Genomic DNA, 25,533 nt, shown 5'->3' with positions numbered 1-25,533 from the left:
GCCTTAGCGAATGATCGATTTTGGTGATGAATAAAGCCCCGGTCCTTGCGGGACCGAGGCTTTTAAACAGGGTGAGCGAAGCCGTCAGCGTTTCGCGAGAAGATCGCGAATCTCGGTGAGCAGCTGGACGTCGGCCGGCGGCGGTGCTGCCTCGGCAATCTTGTCTTCCTTGCGCTCGACCTGCGTGCGCAGCGTGTTCACGCCCTTGACCATCAGGAAGATGATCCAGGCGAGGATGAGGAAGTTGATGAGGACGGTGATGAAATTGCCGTAGGCGAAAACCGCGCCCTGGGCACGGGCGGCCGTCAGCGTCGGCGCATTGACCGCCGAGGACAAACCTACGAAGTAGTTCGAGAAATCGAAGCCGCCAAAGATCGCGCCGACGATCGGCATGATGATATCGTCAACCAGCGATTTCACGATGCCGCCGAAAGCGCCGCCGATGATCACGCCGACCGCGAGATCCATGACATTGCCGCGGGCGATGAATGCCTTAAATTCATTAAGCATTGAGCAGTCCCCTTCGCGTTGCCGTTGAATTCACTAGTGGTGATTAGCACCATCTTTTTCCTTATTTTTCAACAGCAAATTGGCGCCCACTCTTACCCAGGCGCGAGTATCCCAAGGTAATTCCATGGGTTAAGCAATTTATCCGCGCATATCACCGGCTACTTGTTCGTCAGTTGCGGGCAACGCAACCGGGGTCGCCGCCTATGACAATTGAACCAACCGTTGATGAGTCGTTTGGCGCCGGCGACCATGCCTCAGGTTTTGAGGGCTCCCTCCGGCATCACTTTCGCAACCAGCTTGCGAACATAATCCGGGCCGGGCGCCTGGTCGAAGAGGATGCGATAGATGACCGGTGAGATGACGTGGTCCATCAGCTCCGTCAGGGTCGGAAACGGCTCGCCCTGTTCCATGGCACGGGCAACGAAAACAGCCAGCTGCTGCTGCGTATAACCGCTGCACTTCTCGGCATTTGCCGCGTCGGCGGCCGAAAGAATGTCGCGCAGCATTTGCCGCCCGACACCGGAGGCCATTTCGTCGGCATATTGCTCGGCCCAGGCTTCCAGATCCTCGCGGGGGCTGCCGATCCTCGCCGGCTCGCCTTCCGGCTGCAGGCGCGAGGCGGCGACGTCGGCCAGAAGCTCTTGAAGATCGCCCCAGCGACGATAGATCGTAGAAGGCGTGACGTTGGCGCGTTGCGCGATCATAGGGATGGTGATGTCGGCGCGATCCATCGTCGCCAGCATCTCGCGGATGGATTGATGCACGGCCGCCTGCACTCTGGCACTGCGCCCGCCGGGGCGGGGATTTTCTCTGTAGCCCATAAGCCTTTGCCAATCTTTCCCTTTTGCCGCTGGCGAATGACCAGGCGCCATTCACTAAGGCAAATTATTTGCTTTTGTGCGCTGGGCATCCTATATGCGCCTAACGCAATCTTTTAGCTTTAGACTAGGATATAGTCGATGACCGAGCCCAATTCCACCGCCAGTGCACCGATTTCATCGGCCAGACGTCTGGCGCCGTTCTACTACGCTGCGACGAGCGCGCTGTTCTTTGCCGCCTCATCCGCGCCGACGCCTCTCTACCGCCTCTACCAGCAGGCCTTCGCCTTCTCGCCGGTGCTGATCACGGTGATCTTCGCCGTCTATGCCTTTGCCCTCCTCGCCTCGCTCTTGATCGTCGGCTCGATTTCCGACCATCTCGGACGCCGGCCGGTGATCTTCGCATCGATTCTCCTCAATATGGTGGCGATGGTGCTGTTTTTAATGGCCAGGGGTCCGGATTGGCTGATTGCCGCCCGTATCGTGCAGGGCCTGGCAACGGGCGCCGCGGCAAGCTCCATCGGGGCGGCTCTTGTCGATCTCGATCCGATCAAGGGGTCGATCACCAACAGTCTTGCGCCGCTTGTCGGCATGGCGATCGGCGCGCTCGGCACGAGCTTCCTGGTCCAGTTTGCGCCGGCGCCGACCCTGCTCGTCTACATCGTCACGCTCATCCTTCTTATCCTGCAAGCCGTACTGCTCTGGCTGGTGCCGGAGACGACGCGCCGGCGGAATGGGTTGGTTGCGTCGCTGAAGCCGGAAGTCGCCGTTCCCCAGCAGGTGCGCCGCACCTTGCTTGCGTTGACGCCGATCAACGTCGCCGTCTGGGCGCTCGCCGGCTTCTATCTGTCGCTGGTGCCTTCACTCGTCAGCGCGACGACCGGCAGCACGGCGCCGCTGGTCGGCGGCTCCGTGGTCGCGGCCTTGACGATCAGCGGTGCGGCGGGCGTGTTCCTGCTGCGCAAGAGATCCACCACCATGCTCATGAGGTTCGGCATACCGAGCATGACGCTCGGCATACTGACTGTTGTCGCCGGCATGCATGCGGCTGCGGTGTCGATCCTCGCCTTGGGAACGCTGATCGCTGGCTCGGGCTTCGGGGCAGCTTTCCTCGGCACGGTCAGAAGCATCATGCCATTGGCAAAGCCCGACGAGCGCGCCGGGCTACTTTCAGCCTTCTACATCCAGAGCTATCTCGCCTTCAGCCTGCCCGCCATCCTGGCCGGCTTCCTGTCGAAGGCGCTCGGATTTGCCGAAGCCGCCGATATCTACGCGGCGGCGATCCTTCTTCTCGTCGGCTGGGGCGTCGTTGCGCTGAGGACGCGGCAAGAGAAAGCAGCTTGAGTTGGATCAGGTCGGACAACGCAGCCAATAGCGCTTGAAGACTTCGATACCAGTGCCGTACGGCTCGCGCATCTTGCCCCATGCGCTGGTCGCGCTTTCCACCAAAGTATCCTCGTCAACAGGAACAAGATGAACTGGTAACGCTGACGACAAAGCCGCCCGACGATACCACGCAGTGGCCTCCTTTCGCTGCCGCTCAGCGATGACGCTTGTCCCATCGGCAGGCGGAACATGGAAACGTTCCGGATGCTGCTTCACGTCCAGCATCGGATCGTGAAGTGGTACGCGCAGAAGCTCGCGGTCACCCGCAAGCCGCAGCTCAAATTCATCCTGCGCCGGTGGCACCGGGCGATCTTCTGAAGAGGAGGTATCTGCGACGTGCGCCGTCAGGATCGGCAGGGGCTGATGCTCCGCCCTCATTTCGATACGGCGGATATGGCAGAGATCCGAGACCGTCCTGTTCCTGATATCGGAGCGAGAGAGTTCGTCGACTATTGTCCAAGCACCTTGCATTTTCTGTATGAAGGGCACCGATCCATCCGCGCCATAGGATAGAAATGCGGCCTGCTCTGTCATTCTTTTCTTCATCGTATTCACGAGTTGAATATTCCGCACGTTTCTCGCGCTATCTACCGGGTCGCTAGGGCATCGCACCCAAAAACTGATCCTGGAAGGTTCAGCCGTATTTGTGATGCCGACGACGTCATCACTGAGCGGCAAGATGCCTCCCTCTTGAACGCTCCTTTGCATCAGCAGTCCGCGCTGGAGTGCCATCGCTGCGTCCGTGGATTTATCGAGACCGAGTCGTTGCATCTCATCTTGAACGTTGGATATCCAATAGAAATTGCCGCCACCTGTCAGACGCAGCTCAAACCGACTTGAGCCTTCCCGGCCTATCCAGCCGTCAAAGATCGGATTGCCCGAGCGAGGTTGGTTGAAGTGCGTTCTTATGGCCGCGCACAGCATCTTCGGACCGTCTGCGGGAACATCGCCGGGATAGAAATCCGGCGGTATATTGGTCCAGTCGCCGGGCAGTATCTTGAAGAGGGTTTGCGGATTCAAATCCGGGCCGATGTCGAATGCCCGCACCAGCCCATCGGTGATAGCCTGCACACGCGCGCCGGCACTCAGCTCAGCTGGCTTGGACGGCACGACCGTTGCATCCTGAGCCAAGAGCGGTGATGACAAGAACGCCCCGTAGGCTAGCCATGCCAGCGCGGCAAGGGCAACCTGGCCCCGCCGCCCAGTCAAAAACATCCGGACTGCTTTCAGCGACATCTATCGACCTATCTTTGTTGCGATGGTGAAGACTACCAGCCGCAGAGCTTAACAATACAGCCTCTCTGCACAGCGATAATTCCGATATCCACAACCATGAGCGGTCAAGCGCGCTCCCATACATCACTCCGGCCGAGATGACCTCTTACCTCGATTTTTCCAGCGGCTCACGACATCGTCTGATTGCAGCCGATCAGCTGCACGCAAATGGCAAACAAAAGGGCCGCTCCCAACAGAAGCGGCCCGTCTATTTGTCGTCAGTAGCAACTTATTGTCTTACGCTGCTTTCGCAACGCCATACGGATCAAAGCGTCCGTAGAAGGTCTCGCCCTTTGCGGCCATATCCTTCAGCAGCGCCGTCGGCTGGAAATGCGGGCCGTAGGCGGCCGCCAGCTTTTCGCAGAGCTCGACGAAGACCTTGACGCCCATGCCGTCGATGTAGGACAGCGCGCCGCCGGTATAGGGGGCGAAGCCGAAGCCGAGGATGGAGCCGACATCGGCTTCGCGCGGATCGGTGACGATGCCTTCTTCGATGGTGCGGGACGCCTCGAGCGCGATGGTGGCGAGGAAACGCTGCTTCAGCACGCCGACATCGACCTCATCGGCCTTCTTCTGTGGATAGAGATCCTTCAGGCCCGGCCAGAGCGATTTCTTGGCCGGCTTTGGCGGATAGTCATAGAAGCCCTTGGAATTCTTGCGGCCCAGACGCCCCTCGCCTTCCACGAGACCGCTGATCAGCTGCATGTGACGCGGGTCGACAGCTTTCCCACCGAGATCGGCGACGGTCGCCTTCAGGATCTTGTAGGACAGATCGATGGCGACTTCGTCGTTGAGCGCCAGGGGTCCCACGGGCATGCCGGCCATCTTGGCGGCATTCTCGATCATGGCCGCGGGCACGCCTTCGATCAGCATGTCATAGGCTTCATGGATGTAGCGGAAGACGCAGCGATTGACGAAGAAGCCCCGCGTGTCGTTGACGACGATCGGCGTCTTCTTGATGGCGGCGACATAATCGAGCGCGACGGCCAGCGCATGGTCACCCGTTTCCTTGCCGAGGATGACTTCGGTCAGCATCATCTTCTCGACCGGCGAGAAGAAATGGATGCCGATTAAATCGGCCGGGCGCTTGGAATTCTTCGCAAGGCCCGTGATCGGCAGCGTTGACGTGTTGGACGCAAAGACGGTGCCGGCCGGCAGCACGGCTTCGACGGCCTCGATGACGGCCTTCTTGACCTCGCGATCCTCGAACACCGCCTCGATGACGAGATCGGCATCCTTGAGATCGGCGTAATCGGCCGACGGCGTTATGCGGGACAACAGGGCGGCGCCCTCATCCTGCGTCAGCCTTCCCTTACCGATCGAATCCTTGACCAGCCCCTCGCCGACGCCCTTGCCCTTGGTCGCCGCTTCGAGGTCGCGATCGATGAGCGTGACCGGAATGCCGGCGGCCGCGGTGACATAGGCGATGGAGGCGCCCATGAAGCCGGCGCCGACAACGCCGATCTTCCTCAGCTCCGTCTTCGGCTGGCCGGCCGGGCGGCGGGCGCCCTTGCCGAGTTCCTGCATGGAGATGAACAAAGAGCGGATCATCGAATAGGCTTCGGTGGTCTGCAGCACATGGGTGAAATAGCGCTGCTCGATCTTCAGGCCGGTATCGAAGGGAACCTGCAGGCCCTCATAGACGCATTTGAGGATGGCGAGGGCTGCTGGATAATTGCCCGACGTCTCGCGGCGCAGGATGGCGGGTGCCGCCGGCCAGAGCTGGGCTGCGGCCGGCGTCCAGATGCCGCCGCCCGGCGCCTTGAAGCCCTTCTCGTCCCAGGGGGCGACGGGCTTCAATCCGTCCTTGATCATCTGCTTGGCGGCGGGGATCAGCTGATCCGGCTCGACCACCTGATGCAAAAGGTTCATCGCCTTGGCGCGCGCCGCCGTCAGCGACTGGCCCGTCGTCATCATCTGCAAGGCGGATTGCGCATCCGTCAGGCGCGAGATGCGCTGCGTGCCGCCGGCGCCGGGGAAGATGCCGACCTTGACCTCGGGCAACGCGATCTTGACGCTCTTGGCGCTCGACGCGACACGGCCATGGCAGGCCAGCGACAGTTCGAAAGCGCCGCCCATGCAGGTGCCGTTGATGGCCGACACCCACGGCTTGCCGCAGGTTTCAAGCTTGCGGAATAGGCCGGTCATGCGCCCGACGAGATCGAAGAGCTTCTGGGTAGCCACGACCGGATCCTTCGCCTTCTCGTCCTGATAGAAGGAGAACATGGACTTGATCATCGAGAGATCGGCGCCGCCGGAGAAGGAGGATTTGCCCGAGGTGAAGACCACGCCCTTGACCGCCACATCGGCAACGGTCGCATCGATGATGGCGTTCAGCTCTTCCAGGATCTCGGCGGTGAAGACGTTCATGGACTTGCCGGGCATGTCCCAAGTGACGAGGGCGATGCCGTCTGCATCTGTTTCGACAGTGAAATTCGTGTAGGCCATTGGTTTCCTCCCCTCAGACGCGTTCGACGATCGTGGCGGTGCCCATGCCGGCGCCGATGCAGAGTGTCACCAGTGCGGTGTTGAGATCGCGGCGTTCCAGCTCATCGAGTACCGTGCCAAGGATCATCGCGCCGGTCGCGCCGAGCGGATGGCCCATGGCGATGGCGCCGCCATTGACGTTGATCTTGTCATGCGGAATCTCGAAAGCCTGCATGTAGCGCAGCACGACGGCGGCGAAGGCTTCGTTGAGCTCGAAGAGATCGATGTCGGCAAGCGTCATGCCGCTGCGCTTCAGCAGCTTCTCGGTAACGTCAACCGGACCGGTCAGCATCAGCGCAGGATCGGAGCCGATATTGGCGAAGGCCTTGATGCGGCCGCGCGGCTTCAGCCCCATGCTCTCGCCGCCCGCTTTGGAGCCAAGCAGCACGGCGGCGGCGCCATCGACGATGCCGGAGGAGTTGCCGGCGTGATGGACATAGTTGATGCGCTCGACTTCCGGATGCGCCTGGATGCCGACGGCCTCGAAGCCGCCCATTTCGCCGGGCATCTGGAAGGACGGATTGAGCGAGGCCAGCGCCTGCATATCGGTGCCCGGACGCATATGCTCATCCTTGGCAAGGATGGTGAGACCGTTGATATCCTTCACCGGCACGACGGAATTCTGGAAATAGCCCTTCTCCCAGGCATGAGCCGCGCGCTTCTGGCTTTCGACGGCATAGGCGTCGACGTCATCGCGGGAGAAGCCGTATTTGGTGGCGATGAGATCGGCCGATACGCCTTGCGGCATGAAATAGGCCGGGAAGTTGACGGAAGGGTCCATGAACCAGGCGCCACCGGACATGCCCAAGCCGACGCGCGACATGCTTTCGACGCCGCCGGCAATGACGATATCGTCAGCCCCTTGCGCGATCTTGGCCGCGCCGAAATTCACGGCATCGAGGCCCGAGGCGCAGAAGCGCGAGATCTGCATGCCGGGTGCCTTGGTGGAATAACCGGCTTCGAAGGCAGCACCCCTCGGAATGACAGCGCCGGCTTCCATCACGGGATCGACGCAGCCCATGATGATGTCGTCAACCGTTTCGGTGTCGAGGCCGTTGCGGTCGCGGATCGCCTCCAGCGTCTTGGCGGCGAGACGGACGGAGGGCACTTCGTGCAGCGCTCCATCCTTCTTGCCGCGTCCGCGCGGCGTACGCACATGGTCGTAAATGAAAACCTCGGTCATGTCTCATCTCCCTGCGGCGGCAAGCCGCCTTCCAAGTCAGTATATAGCGACCAAAGCCGCGAATTCCCCCTTCTCCCCCGGGGGGAGAAGGTAAAACTCAAAACGCTTCCGCCGCCAGTTCCATCATCGTGTCGGCGCCGGTTTCGATGCGGGCCTTGCGCAGTGCCGTTTCCGGCATGATGCGCTCCATGTAGAACCGCGCCGTGACAAGCTTGTTCTTCAGATAATCCGCGCGCGCGCTGTCGTCGCCCGCAAGGCCTGTCTGCGCCGCCTTCGCCATCTTCGCCCACATATAGCCGAGGATGACGAGGCCGAAGAGGTGCATGTAGTCCGTCGAGCCGGCACCGGCATTGTCGGGCTTGGCCATGGCGTTCTGCATGAACCACATGGTCGCGGCCTGGGCATCGTTCAAGCCCTTCTTCAGATGCTTGGTGTAGAAAGACATCTGCTCATCATTGCGGTTCTCTTCGCAGAAATCACCGATCTCCTTGAACAGAGCCATGACGGCGCGGCCGCCGTTCAGCGCCAATTTACGTCCGACGAGATCGAGCGCCTGGATGCCGTTGGCGCCTTCATAGATCATGGCGATGCGGGCATCGCGGACATACTGGCTCATGCCGTGTTCTTCGATATAGCCGTGACCGCCAAAGACCTGCTGCGCCATGACGGCATGGTCGAAGCCCTTGTCGGTCATGACGCCCTTGAGGATCGGCGTTGCCAGACCGAGGATATCGTCAGCCGACTGACGCTCCTTCTCGTCCGGGGAGCGATGGGCGATATCGGACTTCAGCGCCGTCCAGAGCAGGAAGGCGCGGCCGGCCTCGTTGAAGGCGCGGATGGTCATCAGCGAGCGGCGGATATCGGGATGGACGATGATCGGATCCGCTTGTCTGTCCGGCGCCTTCGGGCCGGAGAGCGAGCGGCCCTGAATGCGCTCGCGGGCATAGTTGGCGGCATTCTGATAGGCAATTTCGGCGACAGAGAGGCCCTGCAGGCCGACGCCGAGGCGCGCCTCGTTCATCATGACGAACATGGCGTTGAGGCCCTTGTTCTCGGCGCCGATCAGAAAGCCCGTGGCCTCGTCATAGTTCATGACGCAGGTGGCGTTGCCGTGAATGCCCATCTTGTGCTCGATCGCACCGCAGGAGACCGGATTGCGCGCGCCGAGCGAACCGTCTTCCTTGACGAGGAACTTCGGCACGATGAACAGCGAGATGCCCTTGGTGCCCTCGGGCGCGCCTTCGATGCGGGCAAGAACGAGATGGACGATATTATCGGTCATGTCGTGCTCGCCGGCGGAGATGAAGATCTTCTGGCCGGAAATCTTGTAGCTGCCGTCGGCCTGCGGAACCGCCTTGGTGCGCAGCAGGCCGAGATCTGTGCCGCAATGCGGCTCGGTGAGGTTCATGGTGCCGGACCAGGTGCCCTCGACCATCTTCGGAAGATAGGTCTGCTTCTGCGCGTCGGAGCCGTGCACGAGGATGGCGGCGATCGCGCCCTGCGTCAGGCCCGGATACATCATCAGCGACATGTTGGCGGCGGAGGTATATTCGCCGACGGCGCAGTGCAGCACATAGGGAAGCCCCTGCCCGCCATATTCCTCCGGCACGGCGAGACCCAGCCAGCCACCCTCGCGATAGGCGCGATAGGCTTCCTTGAAGCCCTTCGGCGTCGAGACCGTGCCGTCGTCATGGCGCACGCAACCTTCCTGATCGCCGGAATAGTTGAGCGGGAAAAGCACCTCTTCCGCCATCCTGGCCGCCTCGCCGACGATCGCCTCGATCATGTCGGGCGTAGCATCGGCATAGCCCGGGAGATTGTTGTAGCGTTCCAGCCCGAGCATATCGTTCAGGACGAAGAGCGTATCGTTCACCGGGGCCTTGTAGACTGGCATATTTCGAATTCCTCCAATTCGCCGCCGGACCTCAGATTCCGGCCGCTGGCTATCCTTACAAAATATTGACGTTTGCGTAAACGTCAAATTTAGAACGCATGTTGAAATTTTGGTGAAGGCGATCGAGAAAACAACCGATACGCACGCGATGCGAACCCCTCTCCGACACGCGGCAGGTACTACCCGCTCACAAGAATATCGGGCCATGAGACAGCAGAACCGAAATAAAAGGTTAAGACTTCCGACAAACTTAACGAGTTGTTTACCACGTTTCGTAAATTGTACGAGTTGAGCAGCAGTGCTTCGCGTTTCTTCCGCTTATCCTTTGAAGACGCGCGGTCCTGCAGCTCGGTTTGAGGAAAGCCAATACATTTATCCCTTTCCGAATGGTGGGATGCGGGCGGTGCGGCAAAGCCACGACGTCTTCTTTCCGTCAGCATGTTGGCCCGGGTGGTCCATAGTTCGAAGCGAGCAAAGATATGAGCGGATCGCGATCAAATCCTACCGGCACGGGCGACTGGGCGTCGCTGGATGCTCTGAGCCGCACGATCGAAGGACTGGAAGCGCGCATCGAGGGGCTGATGGGCACGGCCGCCTCGCGCGATACGCGCCAGCGCGCCGTCGCCGGCTATGCGCCCGCACCCGAACGCGCCGCCGCAGCGGCGCGGATGCCGCCGCGCAGCGAACGCGAGCAGCTCCCCAGCCGACCCCATGAACAACGCCCACAGCGCAACGAACGCAACGAGAGCGACCTTCGCTCCGATCCGCTTGCCGAGATCCGTCAGCGTCAGCGCGCGCTGGAAGCAAACCGCGAGCGGCTGCAGGCCCGCCGCGAGGACGTTGCACATGCCGAACCACAGCCGGCCCGGCGGCCGCTCGATTCCCATGCCCAGCGCCAGCCAACGCGCCCTTCCGCCGAAAATTCCGTCGATATCGCACAGGCGCTCGTGAACCTTCGTCAGGATTTGAAGCGCGACATCGCCGAGAGCGTGACCCGCGAGGTCAACACCCTGCGCGCCGAAATCCGCGATATTCGCGAGAATGCCGAGGACAAGCATTTCGTCGCCGATGTCCGCGAAGACATGGCGCGGCTTGCCGACAGCATCAGCCAGCTCGCCGGTCAGCCGGAAACCGCCGGCCTGAAAGCCGAATTCGACGAGCTGCGCTCGCTGATGGATGGCCTCGCCCGCGAAGAATCCCTGCATCACGTCGGGCGCCAGGTAAAGGCGATCGATACGACGGCCCTGCAGGACGAACTCGTTTCGCTCGCCTATCGCCTTGACGACATCAAGCAGCAGCTCGGCGGCATGAACGACAGCCCTGCCGTGCATGCGCTGGAAAACAAGCTGCTGACGATCGCGACCGCGATGGAGAGCTTCGGCAGCATGATGCAGCCGCAGGACCAGGCCATGCAACGGCTGGAAGGCCGCTTGAGCGGCCTTGCCGACCAGATCGACCTGATGGGCCGCGATGCGGCGCGGCGCCAACCGGCCGACGACCTTTCGGGCCGGCTCGAAGCGCTCGCCATGCGTATCGAGGAGCTGGGCAGCGCCAAGACCGTCGCCCGCCTCGAGGAACGCCTGGACCAGCTCTCCTATCTGATGGAGCGCTCGCAGAAGGCGGCACCGCAGCCGGAACTCGTCAGCTACCTCGCCGACATCTCCCACAAGATCGATGCGCTGGAACATGGGTCCGTGGGCAACGTACTGGCGGACCGGCTGGATTATCTCGCCCGCCGCATCGACGAGATGGATTTTCATCCACCGGTGCCGGCCGCGGGCATCGACGACGGCATAGTGCGCCGGCTGGAGGGACGCCTCTCCGAGATTGCGGCACGGCTGGAGGCCAGCACGGCCGCGCCGCCCACGGATACGCAGGCGCTGCGCAGTCTCGAAGAGCAGATCGCCCACCTCTCGACATTGTTGACGAACGAGCCCCGGGCTGTCGCCGATCACATGCCCTCAGACTTCGACCGCCGGATGGGCGCGATCGAAGACTATATGGCGACCAACGACGAATACATCATCGAGGCGGCACGCCATGCGGCGGAAGCCGTCGTCGAGGCCTATTCGCGCCAAGGCATGACGGGCAATGGCGGGCATGCCGCCGACATGTCCGCGCTGACTGCGCTTGCCGAGGACCTTCGCCATCTCGAGGACATCAGCCGCGCCAGCGACGAGCGCACGCACCGCACCTTCGAAGCGCTGCACGATACTCTGCTGCAGATCGCCGATCGGCTCGACCACATGGAACATCGCAGGCCGGCGCCGCTCATGCCGGCTGCGGCATTCGAAAGCGACCTCTTCGCCGAAGAGGATGCTCCGGCCATAAAGCCGCCGATGGCCGCGCAACAGCAGAAGGCCGGGCCGATTATCCGCACGGTCGCATCCGCCGAACCCGCTATCTCCTCCGAAGCCGTGGTCGCACAGGCGATCGAGGCCAATACGAAGGCTGAAATCAAAGCCGCGGCCAAGACGGGCGGCACGGCCAGCCTCTTCGTCAGCCTCGGCAAGCGCTTCTTCACGCCGGAAAAGGCCGAGCCGATCTTCCCGCCGGACCGCCCCGTGATCGCGCAGGCGCCGTCGATCGATCCGGCCGACCTGATGCCCGGCGAAGAGGCCAACGAATTGCTGGAACCGGGCTCCGGCGCGCCCGACATCAAGAAGATCCTCGAGCGCGTGCGCGCCAGCCAAAATGCGTCGCGTAGCGGAAACGCGCGCCAGCCGACCGAAAACGAGCGGGCCGACTATATCGCGGCAGCCCGGCGCGCCGCGCAGGCGGCGGCCATGGAAATCGACCAGACGCAGCGCTCGGCTCCCGCCTCCAAGAAGGATGCGAAAAAAGGCGGCGCGTTCTCGCGCTTCCGCCGGCCGATCCTCTTGGCCGTCGGTGCGGCACTTCTCGCCATCATGGCCTTCCCGCTGGTCAACACGCTGACACGCGGCCACAAGGCACCTCCGCCCGCCGAAATCTCCACGATGATCGCGCCGCCGGCCAATGCCGCAGGCAACAGCGTCGTCGCGGCTGCGAACGCGGCCGACAACAATCAGCAGCCTGCGGTAAACCAGGCCGCAACACCGGCGCTCTCGACCGAGACGGCTGACACGCAACCCGCGACCGCGCCCGCCAATCCGGCGGCTGCGCCTGCAATCGATCGCCTGACGGCAGCAGCGCCGCTCGACGGCAATCAGGCGGTAGGCGGGACCTTATCCACTGCCGACAGCGCGCCCGCACAACAGGCGGCTGCTTTCGTCCAGCCGGACAAGGCCGCCGCGGCTCCCGTTGCTACCCCGACGGCGCCCGAGATCACGGTGGCCGACGGCATCCAGCCGCCATCGCTCGTCGCAGCCGCCAAATCGGCCGACCCCGTGGCACTCTTCGAAATCGGCGCACGCTATACGGATGGCCGCGGCGTTGCCGCTGACATGAAACAGGCTGCAAGCTGGTATCAGCTTTCGGCCGACAAGGGCTATGCGCCCGCGCAGTACCGCCTTGCCAGCATGTATGAGAAGGGCAACGGCGTCGATCGCGATCTCGTCAAGGCCAAGCAATATTACGAGCAGGCGGCCAATCAGGGCAATGCCAGCGCCATGCACAATCTCGCCGTCCTCTACGCTTCGGGCACGGCCGGACCGCAGGACTATGATTCCGCCGCAAGCTGGTTTATCCGCGCCGCCGATCTCGGCGTTTCCGACAGCCAGTTCAACCTCGCGATCCTCTATGCACGCGGCAACGGCGTGAAACAGGACCTGCAGGAATCCTACAAGTGGTTCGCGATCGCCGCAAGGAGCGGCGACAAGGACGCCGCCCAGAAACGGGACGAAGTTGCCAATGCCATGAAGCCCGCCGACCTCGAAAGCGCTCGCGCAAAGGTCGACCTTTGGAAGGCACAGCCGGCCGATGCCAAGGCCAACGGCACCGACATTCCCGACGAATGGACCACGGGCAAGGGCGTGAACACGGCCTCCATCGACATGAAAAAGGCCATCCGCAATATCCAGGCCATCCTCAACAAAAACGGCTTCGACGCCGGTGCGCCCGATGGCGCCATGGGTGACAAGACCGTGACCGCCCTGAAGAACTTCCAGAAATCCGTGGGCTTGCCGCCGGACGGACGGGTGACCGATCACGTGGTCAAGGAGCTTCTGGCCCGCAACAAGTAGGCCTTAGCGGCTCTTTACGAAAATCAGCCTATCGAACATGCCGGTGCGACCACGCCGGCATGTTCGATAGGCAGGGCTCCCACAACCTTGCTCCACGCCATTCTTCCCCTCCGAACGCAACGTCACAGAAATGCGGAAAAAGCCGCGCTAGAGTGAGGCCGGCTATTCGAAAACTGGAACGACACGGCTTTTCCTAAGGCTCTGGCAAGGATTTCAGATTAGAATCCGCCGTTTAAAGGGGAAAATGGTTCAGGTTCGGCCATCGGCCGCCTGCAGGTGGGAACAGCGCGTGACGATCTATCTGCCGATCGCAGAACTGTCGGTGAATATCCTCATTATTCTCGGCATGGGCGCCGCCGTCGGGTTTCTTTCCGGCATGTTCGGCGTCGGCGGCGGCTTCCTCATCACGCCTCTCCTGATCTTCTACAATATCCCGCCTGTTGTCGCGGTCGCCACCGGCTCCAACCAGGTCGTCGCCTCCTCGGTGTCGGGCGCGCTCACGCATTTCCGCCGCGGTTCGCTCGACCTGAAGCTGGGCGCGATCCTGCTTGTCGGCGGTCTGGCGGGCGCGACATTCGGTCTATGGCTGTTCGTGTTGCTGCGCCGACTCGGCCAGATCGACCTGATCATTTCCCTGATCTACGTGCTGCTGCTCGGCACCGTGGGAACGCTGATGCTGTGGGAGAGCGTGCGGGCCATGCGCCGGGCAGCCGGCAAACTGCCGCCCTCGACCGGCAAGCCGCGCCATCACAACTGGGTCCAGCGACTGCCCCTGAAGCTGCGGTTCAAGAAATCCAAGCTCTATCTCAGCGCCATTCCGGTGATCGGCCTCGGCTTCTTCGTCGGCATGCTGACGCCGATGGGTATCGGCGGCGGCTTCATCCTCGTGCCTGCCATGATCTATCTGCTGCGCGTACCGACCAATGTCGTCGTCGGAACCTCGCTGTTCCAGGTCATTTTCGTGACCGCCTTCACCACCATCGTGCAGGCGGCCACCAATTATTCCGTCGACGTCATACTGGCCTTCCTGCTGATGGTGGCGGGCGTGATCGGCGCGCAATACGGCGTGCGCGTCGGCCAGAGGCTGCGCGGCGAGCAATTGCGCGCCCTGCTCGGCCTGCTCGTCCTTGCCGTCGGCCTTCGCCTGGCGATCGCCCTGGTGGTGACGCCGGCCGACATCTATTCGGTCGTCATGGAAGGCCTGAGCCGATGAGAGGTTTCGGACTGCTCATCGCCGCGACCGTGCTGCTTGCCCCGCTTGCCGGACAGGCGCAGGTGATGCTCGACCAGCCGACGACCTCGACCACGGCGCGAGAGACGATGGAAATCGGCACCTCGACGAGCGAGATCGCCATCACCTCCGATTTCACCGGCGCCGATCTGACGATTTTCGGCGCCTTGTCCAATACCGACCAGCTGCTTCTGGCGATCGGCCAATATGACATCGTCGTCGTGCTGGAGGGTCCGCGCGAAAACGCCACGGTGCGCCGGAAGGAGCGGGTGTTCGGCATCTGGGTCAATACCCGCTCGATGACGTTCGAACATGTGCCGGAAGCCTATTCGCTCTCAAGCACGCGCGCTGTCGATAATATCACCACGCCGCTCGAACTCAGCGATCGCGGCATCGGCGTCGACCATATTCCGCTGACGCCGCTCGGCTTCGTCGGCAATGTCGGGGACGTACCGGAATTCCGCAATGCTTTCCGGCGGCTGCAGAAAACAGGCGGCCTCTATGAAAGCGACCCGGCCGGCGTGCGCTTCGTCAGCTCCTCGCTTTTCAAGGCGACGCTCAGAATTCCCGCCGATGTGCCGAATGGCGTGCACACGGTGCGGGCCTATCTCTTCAAGAGCGGCAAGTTCCTGAGCGAGAAATCCCTGCCGTTGCGCGTCATCAAAACAGGCATAGAACAGACCATTACCGATGCCGCGCACCAGCAGCCGATCGCCTATGGTGTGTTTTCCGTATTGCTGGCGCTCGTCACCGGATGGGGTGCGAGCTTCATGTTCCGGAAGAACTGATCAACCGCTTTTCCTGCGATTGGCGACCTCGAGATAGGCTTCCGTCAGCCGGCCGAGCACCGAGGGCGTGCCGGGCGGCAGCACCTTGCCGAGATGTTTGGCGCGCAGTTCTTCCATGAAATCTTCCCAGAGCTTCGAACCGCCATTTTCCAGGAGTTCAGCGCGGATCGACAGTTCCTCCGACACCGGAAGATGCTTGCGGCCCCAGGCGCCCATATGGGCAAAGAGCGGCACGAGATCGATCGCCATTTCCGTAAGGCTATAGATGGCCTTCTGCTTGTGGGTCGGATCATCCTCGCGGGTCAACAGGCCGCGCTCGACCAGCCGCTTCAGGCGATCGGCGAGGATGTTGGAGGCAATCCCCTCCTGCGACTTCTGCAGCAACTCGCGAAAATGCCGGCGGTTGCCGAACATGATGTCCCTGATGACGATCAGGCTCCAGCGGTCGCCGAGAATTTCCAGCGTCAGATTGATCGGGCAGCCAGAACGATGCAGCGCGTCCATGATAATCTCCAAAAAACCACTTGCATTTTGCCATCAGTCTGACTAGTTTGCAACTGCTTGCTTTTAGCAACCAGTTTCAATTATGATATGGTTATCACGACGGAGGAAAAGTGATGAGGAAGCTCGTTATCTGGAATCTCATGACGCTCGACGGCTATTTCGAGGGAACCAAGCCCTGGGACCTCGATTTTCACATGCTCGCCTGGGGCGACGAGCTGGAACATTATGCGGCCGAGCTAGGCAAGGAAGGCGACCTACTGATCTTCGGCCGCAAGACCTATGAAGGCATGGCCGCCTATTGGCCGACCGCGACGGAAACACCCGACATCGCCGCCTATATGAACGGCATCGCCAAGATCGCCGCCTCGCGGACGCTCGACAAGGCGGACTGGAACAATACCCGCGTCGTCGGCGATATTGCCGCCGAAGCGAAGAGACTGAAGCAAGAACCCGGCAAGACCATGTTCGTCTTCGGCAGCGCCGAGGTGACGGATGTGCTGCTCAAGGCGGGGCTGGTGGATGAGATCCGCATCTGCCTTGTTCCGGTCGTGCTTGGCGCCGGCAATCCACATTTCAAGCCGGCTGGGGAACAGCGGCCGATGAAGCTCATCGACTCCACGCCCCTCAAGACCGGGGCCGTCGTCCTGCGCTACGAACCCGCGAAGTAGCGTAGAGCGGTTCAGCTTTTCACGGAATCTCTGAAACGCTCTACCTCTTTGGTTTCGCGCAATTCCGGACGGAAAACCGCTACGCACTTTTCCTGGAATTGCGCTAAGCCGACAGGTTGCCGAATCGCACGGAATAGATGCGGTCGCGGCCGAGCAGGTGGGCGATCAGGCTTTCCCGCTCGAAGAGGCCCACCATCGCCTTATGGCGAAGATCGAGGCCGCCGGTCATCACGCCGAAGGCCGGCATCAGCAGGCGGGCGCCGTCCGTTGCGAAGCACGGGCGGCGCACCGATTTCTCACGGCGCCGAACGGTGGCGGAGGGGTGCAAATGGCCGGCGACCTCGCCGGCCTGCCGTCCCGCCTTCGGTTCATGGCGGAACGTCAATCCGCTGTAATGCATCTCGTCGACCGAGTGCCCAGGCAGATCGACCGTGCCGTCCGGATCGTGATTGCCGTTGATCCAGATCCATTCACGGCCGCGGGCCATGTTGACGATCAGGCTGCGAAACTCTTCCGGCAGATGCTGCGAACCGATCCGATCGTGGAAATTGTCGCCGAGCGAGACGACGAGTTTCGGATCGTAACGGCCGATGACAGCGGCAAGCACGGTCAGTGTCGCCAACGTATCATAGGGCGGCAGCAGCATGCCGCGACGGGCGAAGGCCGCGCCCTTTTCGAGATGCAGATCGGAGACGACAAGAATGCCGCCATCAGGCAGATAAAGCGCACCCATCGGATCGCAGACGGCGGCCACGCCTTGAACGACGGTTTCGACGCCCGCGGCGAACGCACGTCCACCGCCGTCTTGGCCATTCAAGTCCCGCGCCAGCGCCAGCCGGTTGATCACGTCAGTCCATCCTCATTCGCCTGTTCGCACGGCGCGCGTCCGAATACGGCGCCATGCCGCCTACCGGCTCGGCATCATACTCTATTCCATTGCCTCGCGGATCAGGTCATCGGCCGCTTCGGCAAGCAGGACATCGTGAGCCTCGCCCGGCACCGGCACCTTGCCGATTTCCAGCATCACCGGCACGGCGAGCGGGGAAATATGGTCCAGCGCGCGATGGGTGATATGGCCCTTGATTCGCTTCAGCATATCCGCAAGACGGCCAATATCCAAAAGCCCCGTCGCCGCATCCTGCCTCGTCGCCTGCAGCAGAATGTGGTCGGGCTCGTGGCTGCGCAGCACATCATAGATCAGGTCGGCCGAGACGGTCACCTGACGGCCGGTCTTTTCCTTGCCGGGATGCCGGCGCTCGATCAAGCCGGCAATCACGGCACAATTGCGGAAGGTCCGCTTCAATAGGAAGGATTCGGCGAGCCAGGCCTCGAGATCGTCGCCAAGCATGTCCTCGTCGAAGAGATCGGAAAGGCTGAGGCGACGGTTTGCGATCATCAGCCCCATATCCTCCAGACCCCATATGCCGAGCGAATAATCGGTCGCGACGAAGCCCATGGGCTTGGCGCCCGCGCGCTCCAGCCTTCGGGTCAGGAGCATGCCGAGCGTCTGGTGCGCCAGCCTCCCCTCGAAAGGATAGGCGACCATGTAGGCGCGGCTGCCGCGCGGAAACGTCTCGATCAAAAACTCATCGCGCTTCGGCAGCAGCGACTTGTCCTTCTGGATTTCCAGCCAGTCGCGCACCTGATCCGGCAGGCGGTGCCGGCGGTCGGGATCGGCAATCATCGCCCGCACCTGATCGGCGAGATAGGTGGAGAGCGGAAACTTGCCGCCGGCATAGGAGGGGATTTTCGGATCCAGCGAGAAGGCCTGCGACGCCAGGCATTCGCTTTCGCGGATGCCTTCGAAGCGCAGCACCTTGCCGGAAAAGAGGAAGGTATCGCCGGGCGAGAGCTGCTCGACGAAATATTCCTCGACCTTTCCGAGCGGCGCACCTCCTCTTCCGAGCGAGCCAAGCGCATTGCGCTTCACCATGCGGATGTTCAGCATCGCCTCTTCGACGATCGTGCCGAGGTTGAGGCGATATTGCTGCGCGACCTGCGGATTGGAGACCCGCCAGCGCCTGTCCTCCGTCTTGCGGATGCGGGCATAGCGCTCATAAGTCCGGAGCGCATAGCCGCCGGTGGCAACGAAATCGACGATGCGCTCGAAGGTCTCCCAGGAAAGATCGGCATACGGGGCGGCACTCTGCACCTCGTCGTAGAGCTCAAGCATGTCGAAGGGTTCGGCGCAGGCCATGCCGAGCACATGCTGAGCCAGAACATCGAGTGCGCCGGCGCCGATCGGTGGCGTGTCCTGCGCACCGATATAATTGGCATCGAGAGCGGCCTGACATTCCATGACCTCGAAGCGATTGGCCGGCACCAGGATCGCCTTCGACGGTTCGTCCATGCGGTGATTGGCGCGGCCGATGCGCTGGGCAAGCCGGCTCGCTCCCTTCGGCGCGCCGACATGGATGACGAGATCGACATCGCCCCAGTCGATGCCGAGATCCAGCGTCGAAGTGGCGACGACGGCGCGCAGCCTATTGTCAGCCATGGCCGCCTCGACCTTTCGGCGCTGGCCGACATCGAGCGAGCCATGATGAAGCGCGATCGGCAGATTGTCGTCGTTGGCCGACCACAGCTCCTGAAACAGCATTTCGGCCTGCGAGCGCGTGTTGACGAAGAGCAGCGTGGTGCGATGCGCCTTCAGCTCGCGATAGATATCGAGGATCGCATACTTGGCGGAGTGGCCGGACCAGGGGATGCGCTGCTCGGTTGAGAGTATCGATATGTCGGGCTTGGCACCGCCCTCGACGATGACGAGGCCGGCATGGCGCTCCTCCTCTGGCTGCTGCGCCACCAGCCATTTCTGCAGGTCCATGGGGTCGGCGACCGTCGCCGAAAGACCGATGGTCTGGACGCGAGGGGCAAGCTTGCGGATGCGGGCAAGGCCAAGCGACAGCATATGACCGCGCTTGGACGTGACGAGCGAATGCAATTCATCGAAGACGATGTATTTCAAATCCTTGAAGAAGCGTTCGGCCTCGCGATTGGCAAGCAGCAGCGCCACCTGCTCCGGCGTCGTCAGCAGGATATCGGGTGGATTGAGCTTCTGGCGCTGCCGCTTGCCAGCGGGCGTATCGCCGGTGCGGTTTTCGACCGATACCGGCAGGCCCATTTCCGAAACGGGCTTCATCAGGTTGCGCTCGATATCGACCGCGAGCGCCTTTAGCGGCGAGATGTAGAGCGTATGGATGCCGGTGAAGGCCGACCCGGGCGGGATCTTGCCGCGCCGGGTGAGATCGGTGAGCGAGGGCAGGAAGCCGGCGAGCGTCTTGCCCGCGCCCGTCGGCGCAATCAGCAGCGTGCTTTCGCCCGCCTCGGCGCGGGCGAGTAGTTCGAGCTGATGGGCGCGCGGCTGCCAGCCCTTTTCCGCAAACCAGCGGGTGAAGGGGGAAGGCAGGGCAAGAGAGTGCTCCGGGTCGATCTGGTCCATAGGCTGAATGTAATGGATATGCAGCGGATGAGAAGCGGCGGATGCTTGCCTTCGCATCGTTGGGTTCGGTGTTCGTGGAGAGTGCGTACCCCCCTCTGTCACTGTCGTGACATCTCCCCCACAAGGGGGGAGATCGGTAGCCCGCGGCACCTGCTCACCTCAAACAAACATTGCATCCGCAGAGACCAAAACGTGATGCTTGTTGAAGTGCTGCGCCAAACTCCAAACAATCTCCCCCCTTGTGGGGGAGATGTCACGATAGTGACAGAGGGGGGTATCAGAGGCTCGGCATATTCCGACTTCACGCCAAATACACCCTCGCCTCAAAAACAATTGACTCTTGAAATAATCACGGATAAAAATTATCCATGATTTGAAAGGCAAAGAAATGAAGCTCGGAGACGGTGTCGAACAATCCATCCATTGCGTTGGCATGCTGGCGGGATTGTCCGATGGCGGCGTGCTTTCGGCGGCTGCCCTTGCGGAATTTCACGGTGTCTCGGTCAGCTATCTTCTGAAGCATCTGCAGGCGCTTTCGGGTGCCGGCATTCTCGACACCGTGCCGGGGCCGAAGGGCGGATACCGGCTGGCGCGCAAGCCGGAGGCGATCAGCCTGCTCGATATCGTGCTCGCCGCCGAAGGCCCTGCCCCGGCGTTTCGTTGCGCCGAAATCCGTCAGCGCGGACCGAACCCATTGCCGGGGCGCTATTTCGCCAAGCCCTGCGGCATCAACGCCGTCATGCTGGCGGCCGAGCGCGCCTACCGGGCCGAACTGGCCAAGACGAGCATCGCCGACATCCTGACCGATCTGACTGACGCGGATACGGATGGCGGCATAGCCGCGAGAGGCTGCGCCTTTCTCGCGCTTCATGAACGCAAGACAAAAGCTGAACCTTCAAGAACTTGAACCCAAGGAGAAGACCATGCATCCTCGTTTCAATTTCGGCAAAGCCTCGCCCGAATCCTACAAGGCCGTCGTTGCGCTGGAAAACTTCGTCCAGACCTGCGGCCTGGAGCCCCGCTTTATCCACCTGATCAAGCTTCGCGCCTCGCAGATCAATGGCTGCGCCTACTGTGTCGACATGCATGTGAAGGAAGCCCGGCACGACGGCCTCAGCGAACAGTGGATCAACCTGATGTGCGTCTGGTGGGAATCGCCCGTTTACGACGACCGCGAGCGCGCACTGCTCCGCTGGGTCGACTCCGTCACCAAGATCGCCCAGACCGGCATACCGGATGCCGATTTCGAGCCGCTGAAGCAGCATTTCAGCGAAGAGGAGATCGTCAAGATCACCGTCGCGATCGGCACGATCAATATCTGGAATCGTCTTGCCGTCGGCTTCCGCTCGCAGCATCCGGTCGACGCGGCTAGCAAGGGTGCTTGAGTCTACTTTCTCTGAGCACGTTGTGTTACGGAGCTCTCTCACTGAGCTCCGTCATCCTCGGGCTTGACCCGAGGATCCAGGCGCAAGCAGGTCAGCGCAGCAGAAACGCCGCCGGCAAGCATCGGCGGGAGCGCATCTTTCAGACAGTGCCCGTGAACGCCTCACCGTATAGGCGCCCCTTGGGTGTGGATCCTCGGGTCAAGCCCGAGGATGACGGGTTCGGTGTTTGTAGCGACGGCACACGAAGGTCCGGGCGACGATTGCCATTAACAACCCGAGAACAAGGCACAAAAACGAAAAACGCGGGGCCGAAACCCCGCGTCATTGATTTCACTGTGCTTGGCAAACCAAGCACGGAAACGATTAGGCAGCAGCCGAAGCCGAGCCAGCCGTCGGAACTTCCGAGATGGTCTTCAGGACCTGCGAAGCGATCTGGTAGGGGTCGCCTTGCGAGTTCGGACGACGATCTTCGAGGTAGCCTTTGTAGTCGTTCTTGACGAAGGAATGCGGAACGCGGATCGAGGCGCCACGATCGGCAACGCCGTAGCTGAACTTGTTCCACGGAGCCGTTTCGTGCTTGCCGGTCAGACGCAGATGGTTGTCCGGGCCGTAGACGGAGATATGGGCATCCAGGTTCTTGTCGAACTGAGCCATGAGCGCTTCGAAATAGGCCTTGCCGCCGACTTCGCGCATGAACTTGGTCGAGAAGTTGCAGTGCATGCCCGAGCCGTTCCAGTCGGTGTCGCCGAGCGGCTTGCAATGGAACTCGATGTCGATGCCGTACTTTTCGCAAAGACGCAGCAGCAGGTAGCGTGCCATCCAGATCTGGTCGGCGGCCTTCTTGGAGCCCTTGCCGAAAATCTGGAATTCCCACTGACCCTTGGCCACTTCGGCGTTGATGCCTTCGTGGTTGATGCCTGCTTCGAGGCAAAGGTCGAGATGCTCTTCAACGATTTCGCGGGCGACATCGCCGACGTTCTTGTAGCCGACGCCGGTGTAGTACGGGCCTTGCGGAGCCGGATAGCCGGATTCCGGGAAGCCGAGCGGGCGGCCGTCCTGGTAGAAGAAGTATTCCTGCTCGAAGCCGAACCATGCGTCTTCATCGTCGAGGATGGTGGCGCGGCTGTTGGAAGCGTGCGGCGTGACGCCATCCGGCATCATGACTTCGCACATGACGAGCGCGCCGTTGGTGCGGGCCGGATCCGGATAGATGGCGACGGGCTTCAGCACGCAATCGGAGCTGCGGCCTTCGGCCTGCATCGTCGACGAACCGTCGAAGCCCCAAAGCGGAAGCTGTTCGAGCGTCGGAAATGCGTCGAATTCCTTGATCTGCGTTTTACCGCGCAGGTTCGGTACCGGGGTGTACCCGTCGAGCCAGATATACTCGAGCTTAAATTTCGTCATTACGCACCTCATAACAGTTAATCAGGCGAAGTAGGAAAAACTTGGCCCGGCGCGCCCGCCGGAAAATTCCTCACTACGAACGGCTGCCAAGGGAGATGCATTTGCCGTGCCAAATCGCTCGGAAATGCCGCACGACCGTTAAAGATTTCGCGTTTCAGCCGGTTTTCTACCGGTTTCAGCGAGCTAAACGCCGGATTCCTTTCGAGTCGTAAACCGCAGAACCGACGAAAGCTGCCAACTTGTCGCAGGCCGCCAATTCGATCCAGCCCGGAAAATCAGCAGCGCATATTAGATAAATTCAATGTAAGGACGATGAAATTGCCTATAATTTCAACCTTTAGCATTTTTTTTGAGCAAAATGCTGAAATCAGCGTTCGACTCTGCTATATGTGAGCTGTCTCTTTAAGCGCGTCCGCTTAGACACCAAAAGGGAGAGACATCGAATGGCAATCAGTGCTCAAAGCGAAACGGCAAAGATCTATCAGTTTCCCGTCAAGGCCCGCGCCGTTGCGGCCGGTCAACGCCCGAAGGTGAACCTTACCCCGGACATCGGCCCGACCATTGCGACGGCTGCGTTCGACAGTTGGTATCATGAAGAAGCGATCACCGAGACCGATCCCGGCCGCAAGCAATAGGGCGCCCGCCGACTAAAGGCCCAATCATAAAGCGATATAGCGATCCGAGCGATGATTGATCGCGACGAAGAGATTGAGCGCGATGGCGCCGATCACCGAGCAGATGACCACAAAGGGCGTGGTCACCGCAAAAGCGACCGCGAGCACGCATAGATCGATCGCAAGCTGCACCAGCCCTGCCCTGATGCCGAACCGCTCCTGCAGATAGATCCCCAGAATACCGACGCCGCCGAGGCTGGCGCGATGGCGATAGAGCGCAAGCAGCCCGAAGCCGAGCAGGATGCCGCCGAGAAGCGCCGACCACAGCGCATTGATATGCGCCACATCGAAGAGCAGCGGCTGCAGATTGGTCAGTAGCGACGTCAGCGCGATGGCGATGAAAGTCTTGATGGTGAAGGCCGGGCCGAGCTGTTTCAGCGAAAGATAGAAGAACGGCAGGTTGACGACGAAGAAAGCCAGGCCGAAATTCACGCCGATTGCGTAATGCAGCAGAAAAGCGATGCCGGCGGTGCTGCCGGTCAAAAGGCCGGCGCTGGAAAGGCAAAACAGCCCGAGCGACGAAATCACGCTGCCGCAAACGATACCCTGGACGTCCTCGGCCCATGAATGCCGGGTCGCGGCCGTATTCCAGACGCCAAAAGCGCTCTTCGCGTTCGCCATGTGCTTTCCCCTGTGTTTCGGGGCTTTTTTGCTGAAAGCTCAGGCGACAATCAAGCGAGAATATGTAAGCAATGCTGACCTATTTGAAATTCGCAAGATTCGAATAATCAAGCCGATTTACGCGTAATGAACAGAATGCCGTGCACCGGTTTTCCGCCATCCATGCGAATGACGTCGCGGGTAAGATCCAGCACGGCAAAACCGTGATCGGCCAAAATCCCCCTGACATAGGCTTCCGAATGCGCAAACCGCAGGGAATCGCGCAGCACATAGCCGGCCGGCTGCTGCGCATCCTCGACGGAAAAGGCGAAGATAGCGTCATCGGCCGAAAGCTTGTCCACGATCGCCGCCACGCCATTTAGATTGCCCAGATACATCAGCACGTCGGCGGCGGTGATCAGATCGGCGCGGCCCGGCGCCAGCCCGGCATCGAAAACGCCGGATAGATCCGGCTCCAGCGACAGATCGGCCTGGCCGAGATGATCGTAGACATGCTTCTCGGCCGCCTTGGCAAGCATGCCCTTCGACAGATCGTAACCCTCGAGCCGATCGACATGAGCACGGATTTCCGGTCCGAGAAGACCGGTGCCGCAGCCGAGATCAACGGCGAGATGGAAATGTTTTGGGATATCGGCGGTCTCGACAATCAGCGCCGCGAGCTTGCCGGGTACGCTATAGCCGAGCTTCTCGACGAGCGAGGTTTCGAAACGGTCGGCATAATCATCGAACAGCCGCTCGACATAGAGGCTCGGTGGCTGGTCGGGCACCTCGGCGCCGCCGAGAACCGCAAGCTTCAGGCGGGCGCCGAAGACGTCCCCCTCATCGAGCGCCAGCACTTCGTTCAGCGCGGCGATCGCGCCGGACGCATCGCCAGCCTTCTCGCGATAGGCCGCAAGCGTGAACCAGCCTGCCGCCCAGCGCGGCACCAGCTCCAGCGCCTGCTCCATCAGCTCGGCGGCGCTCGCCGGCTCGCCGCTTTCGGCAAGCATCTTCGCATAGTCGGCGCGGCGGTCGGCAATGACATCGCCGGAGGAAAGCTGGCTCGGCAGCATGGGTTTCATCCTGTTTGACGCTCGCCTTTGAACGCGGCCACAAAAAAACTC

20 protein-coding genes are annotated in these 25,533 nt (G+C 61.4%); 8 read left to right on the top strand and 12 right to left on the bottom strand.

What is annotated here, in order from left to right; translation table 11 throughout:
* Positions 1-84 precede the first annotated feature (84 nt).
* Together mscL and CCGE531_RS03530 are read right to left on the bottom strand one after the other, a co-directional pair.
* Positions 85-510: a large conductance mechanosensitive channel protein MscL gene (gene mscL / locus CCGE531_RS03535; protein ID WP_120662945.1), complete on the bottom strand. Its 426-nt coding sequence runs from the start codon at positions 508-510 to the stop codon at positions 85-87.
* 254 nt (positions 511-764) lie between these two features.
* Entirely contained in the window at positions 765-1,331 is a 567-nt protein-coding gene (locus tag CCGE531_RS03530) for a TetR/AcrR family transcriptional regulator (RefSeq protein ID WP_120662944.1), read from the bottom strand.
* 138 nt (positions 1,332-1,469) lie between these two features.
* Between CCGE531_RS03530 and CCGE531_RS03525 the strand changes: the two genes are divergently transcribed.
* Entirely contained in the window at positions 1,470-2,672 is a 1,203-nt protein-coding gene (locus CCGE531_RS03525) for an MFS transporter (RefSeq protein ID WP_120662943.1), read from the top strand.
* A gap of 6 nt (positions 2,673-2,678) precedes the next feature.
* Here the strand turns inward: CCGE531_RS03525 and CCGE531_RS03520 are convergent, their stop codons facing one another.
* The 4 genes from CCGE531_RS03520 to CCGE531_RS03505 all read right to left on the bottom strand — a co-directional run bounded on the left by CCGE531_RS03520 (position 2,679) and on the right by CCGE531_RS03505 (position 9,553).
* Positions 2,679-3,950, bottom strand: coding sequence for a hypothetical protein (locus tag CCGE531_RS03520; RefSeq protein ID WP_162943842.1), 1,272 nt, complete (start codon positions 3,948-3,950; stop codon positions 2,679-2,681).
* A 276-nt stretch (positions 3,951-4,226) separates the two neighbouring features.
* Complete coding sequence (locus CCGE531_RS03515) at positions 4,227-6,437, bottom strand: 3-hydroxyacyl-CoA dehydrogenase NAD-binding domain-containing protein (RefSeq protein WP_120662941.1); 2,211 nt, start codon at positions 6,435-6,437, stop codon at positions 4,227-4,229.
* 13 nt (positions 6,438-6,450) lie between these two features.
* Positions 6,451-7,659: an acetyl-CoA C-acetyltransferase gene (locus tag CCGE531_RS03510; RefSeq protein ID WP_120662940.1), complete on the bottom strand. Its 1,209-nt coding sequence runs from the start codon at positions 7,657-7,659 to the stop codon at positions 6,451-6,453.
* 97 nt (positions 7,660-7,756) lie between these two features.
* Positions 7,757-9,553 (bottom strand): acyl-CoA dehydrogenase C-terminal domain-containing protein, encoded by a 1,797-nt coding sequence (locus CCGE531_RS03505; protein WP_120662939.1) that lies wholly within the window; start codon positions 9,551-9,553, stop codon positions 7,757-7,759.
* A 479-nt stretch (positions 9,554-10,032) separates the two neighbouring features.
* Here CCGE531_RS03505 and CCGE531_RS03500 point away from each other — a divergent pair, with 479 nt between their 5' ends.
* From CCGE531_RS03500 to CCGE531_RS03490, 3 genes are all read left to right on the top strand, one after another.
* Positions 10,033-13,716 carry a peptidoglycan-binding protein gene (locus tag CCGE531_RS03500; protein WP_120662938.1) on the top strand — a complete coding sequence of 1,228 codons (3,684 nt, stop codon included), beginning with the start codon at positions 10,033-10,035 and terminating at the stop codon, positions 13,714-13,716.
* 289 nt (positions 13,717-14,005) lie between these two features.
* Positions 14,006-14,929, top strand: coding sequence for a sulfite exporter TauE/SafE family protein (locus CCGE531_RS03495; protein WP_120662937.1), 924 nt, complete (start codon positions 14,006-14,008; stop codon positions 14,927-14,929).
* A complete protein-coding gene (locus CCGE531_RS03490; RefSeq protein WP_120662936.1) occupies positions 14,926-15,735 on the top strand; it encodes a TIGR02186 family protein in 810 nt (269 codons plus the stop codon). Before CCGE531_RS03495 ends, CCGE531_RS03490 begins: the two co-directional genes overlap by 4 nt.
* Here CCGE531_RS03490 and CCGE531_RS03485 read toward each other — a convergent pair whose 3' ends face one another.
* Complete coding sequence (locus tag CCGE531_RS03485) at positions 15,736-16,239, bottom strand: helix-turn-helix domain-containing protein (protein WP_120662935.1); 504 nt, start codon at positions 16,237-16,239, stop codon at positions 15,736-15,738. It lies immediately after the preceding gene.
* Between the two features lie 113 nt (positions 16,240-16,352).
* Here CCGE531_RS03485 and CCGE531_RS03480 point away from each other — a divergent pair, with 113 nt between their 5' ends.
* Positions 16,353-16,907, top strand: coding sequence for a dihydrofolate reductase family protein (locus CCGE531_RS03480; RefSeq protein ID WP_120662934.1), 555 nt, complete (start codon positions 16,353-16,355; stop codon positions 16,905-16,907).
* A gap of 103 nt (positions 16,908-17,010) precedes the next feature.
* Here the strand turns inward: CCGE531_RS03480 and pdeM are convergent, their stop codons facing one another.
* Positions 17,011-17,754, bottom strand: a complete 744-nt coding sequence (gene pdeM, locus CCGE531_RS03470) for a ligase-associated DNA damage response endonuclease PdeM (protein WP_205586468.1) — start codon at positions 17,752-17,754, stop codon at positions 17,011-17,013.
* Between the two features lie 81 nt (positions 17,755-17,835).
* Complete coding sequence (locus CCGE531_RS03465) at positions 17,836-20,346, bottom strand: ligase-associated DNA damage response DEXH box helicase (RefSeq protein ID WP_120662933.1); 2,511 nt, start codon at positions 20,344-20,346, stop codon at positions 17,836-17,838.
* Between the two features lie 388 nt (positions 20,347-20,734).
* Between CCGE531_RS03465 and CCGE531_RS03460 the strand changes: the two genes are divergently transcribed.
* Together CCGE531_RS03460 and CCGE531_RS03455 are read left to right on the top strand one after the other, a co-directional pair.
* A complete protein-coding gene (locus CCGE531_RS03460) occupies positions 20,735-21,253 on the top strand; it encodes an Rrf2 family transcriptional regulator (protein WP_120662932.1) in 519 nt (172 codons plus the stop codon).
* A gap of 16 nt (positions 21,254-21,269) precedes the next feature.
* Positions 21,270-21,731 (top strand): carboxymuconolactone decarboxylase family protein, encoded by a 462-nt coding sequence (locus tag CCGE531_RS03455; protein ID WP_120662931.1) that lies wholly within the window; start codon positions 21,270-21,272, stop codon positions 21,729-21,731.
* Positions 21,732-22,094: 363 nt separating this feature from the next.
* Here CCGE531_RS03455 and CCGE531_RS03450 read toward each other — a convergent pair whose 3' ends face one another.
* Positions 22,095-23,135 carry a glutamine synthetase beta-grasp domain-containing protein gene (locus tag CCGE531_RS03450; protein ID WP_120662930.1) on the bottom strand — a complete coding sequence of 347 codons (1,041 nt, stop codon included), beginning with the start codon at positions 23,133-23,135 and terminating at the stop codon, positions 22,095-22,097.
* Positions 23,136-23,578: 443 nt separating this feature from the next.
* On the opposite strand from CCGE531_RS03450, the gene CCGE531_RS03445 reads away from it, so the two are divergent.
* The gene (locus CCGE531_RS03445) at positions 23,579-23,770 is read left to right on the top strand and encodes a DUF2735 domain-containing protein (RefSeq protein ID WP_120662929.1); all 192 of its coding nucleotides are present in this window, start codon (positions 23,579-23,581) and stop codon (positions 23,768-23,770) included.
* Positions 23,771-23,794: 24 nt separating this feature from the next.
* On the opposite strand, the gene CCGE531_RS03440 is transcribed toward CCGE531_RS03445, so the two are convergent.
* Both CCGE531_RS03440 and CCGE531_RS03435 read right to left on the bottom strand, forming a co-directional pair.
* A complete protein-coding gene (locus CCGE531_RS03440; protein ID WP_120662928.1) occupies positions 23,795-24,430 on the bottom strand; it encodes a YitT family protein in 636 nt (211 codons plus the stop codon).
* Positions 24,431-24,537: 107 nt separating this feature from the next.
* Entirely contained in the window at positions 24,538-25,482 is a 945-nt protein-coding gene (locus CCGE531_RS03435) for a methyltransferase (protein ID WP_120662927.1), read from the bottom strand.
* Between the last annotated feature and the right edge of the window lie 51 nt (positions 25,483-25,533).

It is taken from the genome of Rhizobium sp. CCGE531 (genome assembly GCF_003627795.1).
Lineage (GTDB): Bacteria > Pseudomonadota > Alphaproteobacteria > Rhizobiales > Rhizobiaceae > Rhizobium.
This window is presented reverse-complemented; position numbering and strand designations above follow the sequence as displayed.

What these genes read in the sequence shown, in the direction of transcription:
- mscL (WP_120662945.1), bottom strand. Translation starts at nt 510, where the DNA reads ATGCTTAATGAATTTAAGGCATTCATCGCCCGCGGCAATGTCATGGAT.
- CCGE531_RS03530 (WP_120662944.1), bottom strand. Translation starts at nt 1,331, where the DNA reads ATGGGCTACAGAGAAAATCCCCGCCCCGGCGGGCGCAGTGCCAGAGTG.
- CCGE531_RS03525 (WP_120662943.1), top strand. Translation starts at nt 1,470, where the DNA reads ATGACCGAGCCCAATTCCACCGCCAGTGCACCGATTTCATCGGCCAGA.
- CCGE531_RS03520 (WP_162943842.1), bottom strand. Translation starts at nt 3,950, where the DNA reads ATGTCGCTGAAAGCAGTCCGGATGTTTTTGACTGGGCGGCGGGGCCAG.
- CCGE531_RS03515 (WP_120662941.1), bottom strand. Translation starts at nt 6,437, where the DNA reads ATGGCCTACACGAATTTCACTGTCGAAACAGATGCAGACGGCATCGCC.
- CCGE531_RS03510 (WP_120662940.1), bottom strand. Translation starts at nt 7,659, where the DNA reads ATGACCGAGGTTTTCATTTACGACCATGTGCGTACGCCGCGCGGACGC.
- CCGE531_RS03505 (WP_120662939.1), bottom strand. Translation starts at nt 9,553, where the DNA reads ATGCCAGTCTACAAGGCCCCGGTGAACGATACGCTCTTCGTCCTGAAC.
- CCGE531_RS03500 (WP_120662938.1), top strand. Translation starts at nt 10,033, where the DNA reads ATGAGCGGATCGCGATCAAATCCTACCGGCACGGGCGACTGGGCGTCG.
- CCGE531_RS03490 (WP_120662936.1), top strand. Translation starts at nt 14,926, where the DNA reads ATGAGAGGTTTCGGACTGCTCATCGCCGCGACCGTGCTGCTTGCCCCG.
- CCGE531_RS03485 (WP_120662935.1), bottom strand. Translation starts at nt 16,239, where the DNA reads ATGGACGCGCTGCATCGTTCTGGCTGCCCGATCAATCTGACGCTGGAA.
- CCGE531_RS03480 (WP_120662934.1), top strand. Translation starts at nt 16,353, where the DNA reads ATGAGGAAGCTCGTTATCTGGAATCTCATGACGCTCGACGGCTATTTC.
- CCGE531_RS03465 (WP_120662933.1), bottom strand. Translation starts at nt 20,346, where the DNA reads ATGGACCAGATCGACCCGGAGCACTCTCTTGCCCTGCCTTCCCCCTTC.
- CCGE531_RS03460 (WP_120662932.1), top strand. Translation starts at nt 20,735, where the DNA reads ATGAAGCTCGGAGACGGTGTCGAACAATCCATCCATTGCGTTGGCATG.
- CCGE531_RS03455 (WP_120662931.1), top strand. Translation starts at nt 21,270, where the DNA reads ATGCATCCTCGTTTCAATTTCGGCAAAGCCTCGCCCGAATCCTACAAG.
- CCGE531_RS03450 (WP_120662930.1), bottom strand. Translation starts at nt 23,135, where the DNA reads ATGACGAAATTTAAGCTCGAGTATATCTGGCTCGACGGGTACACCCCG.
- CCGE531_RS03445 (WP_120662929.1), top strand. Translation starts at nt 23,579, where the DNA reads ATGGCAATCAGTGCTCAAAGCGAAACGGCAAAGATCTATCAGTTTCCC.
- CCGE531_RS03440 (WP_120662928.1), bottom strand. Translation starts at nt 24,430, where the DNA reads ATGGCGAACGCGAAGAGCGCTTTTGGCGTCTGGAATACGGCCGCGACC.
- CCGE531_RS03435 (WP_120662927.1), bottom strand. Translation starts at nt 25,482, where the DNA reads ATGCTGCCGAGCCAGCTTTCCTCCGGCGATGTCATTGCCGACCGCCGC.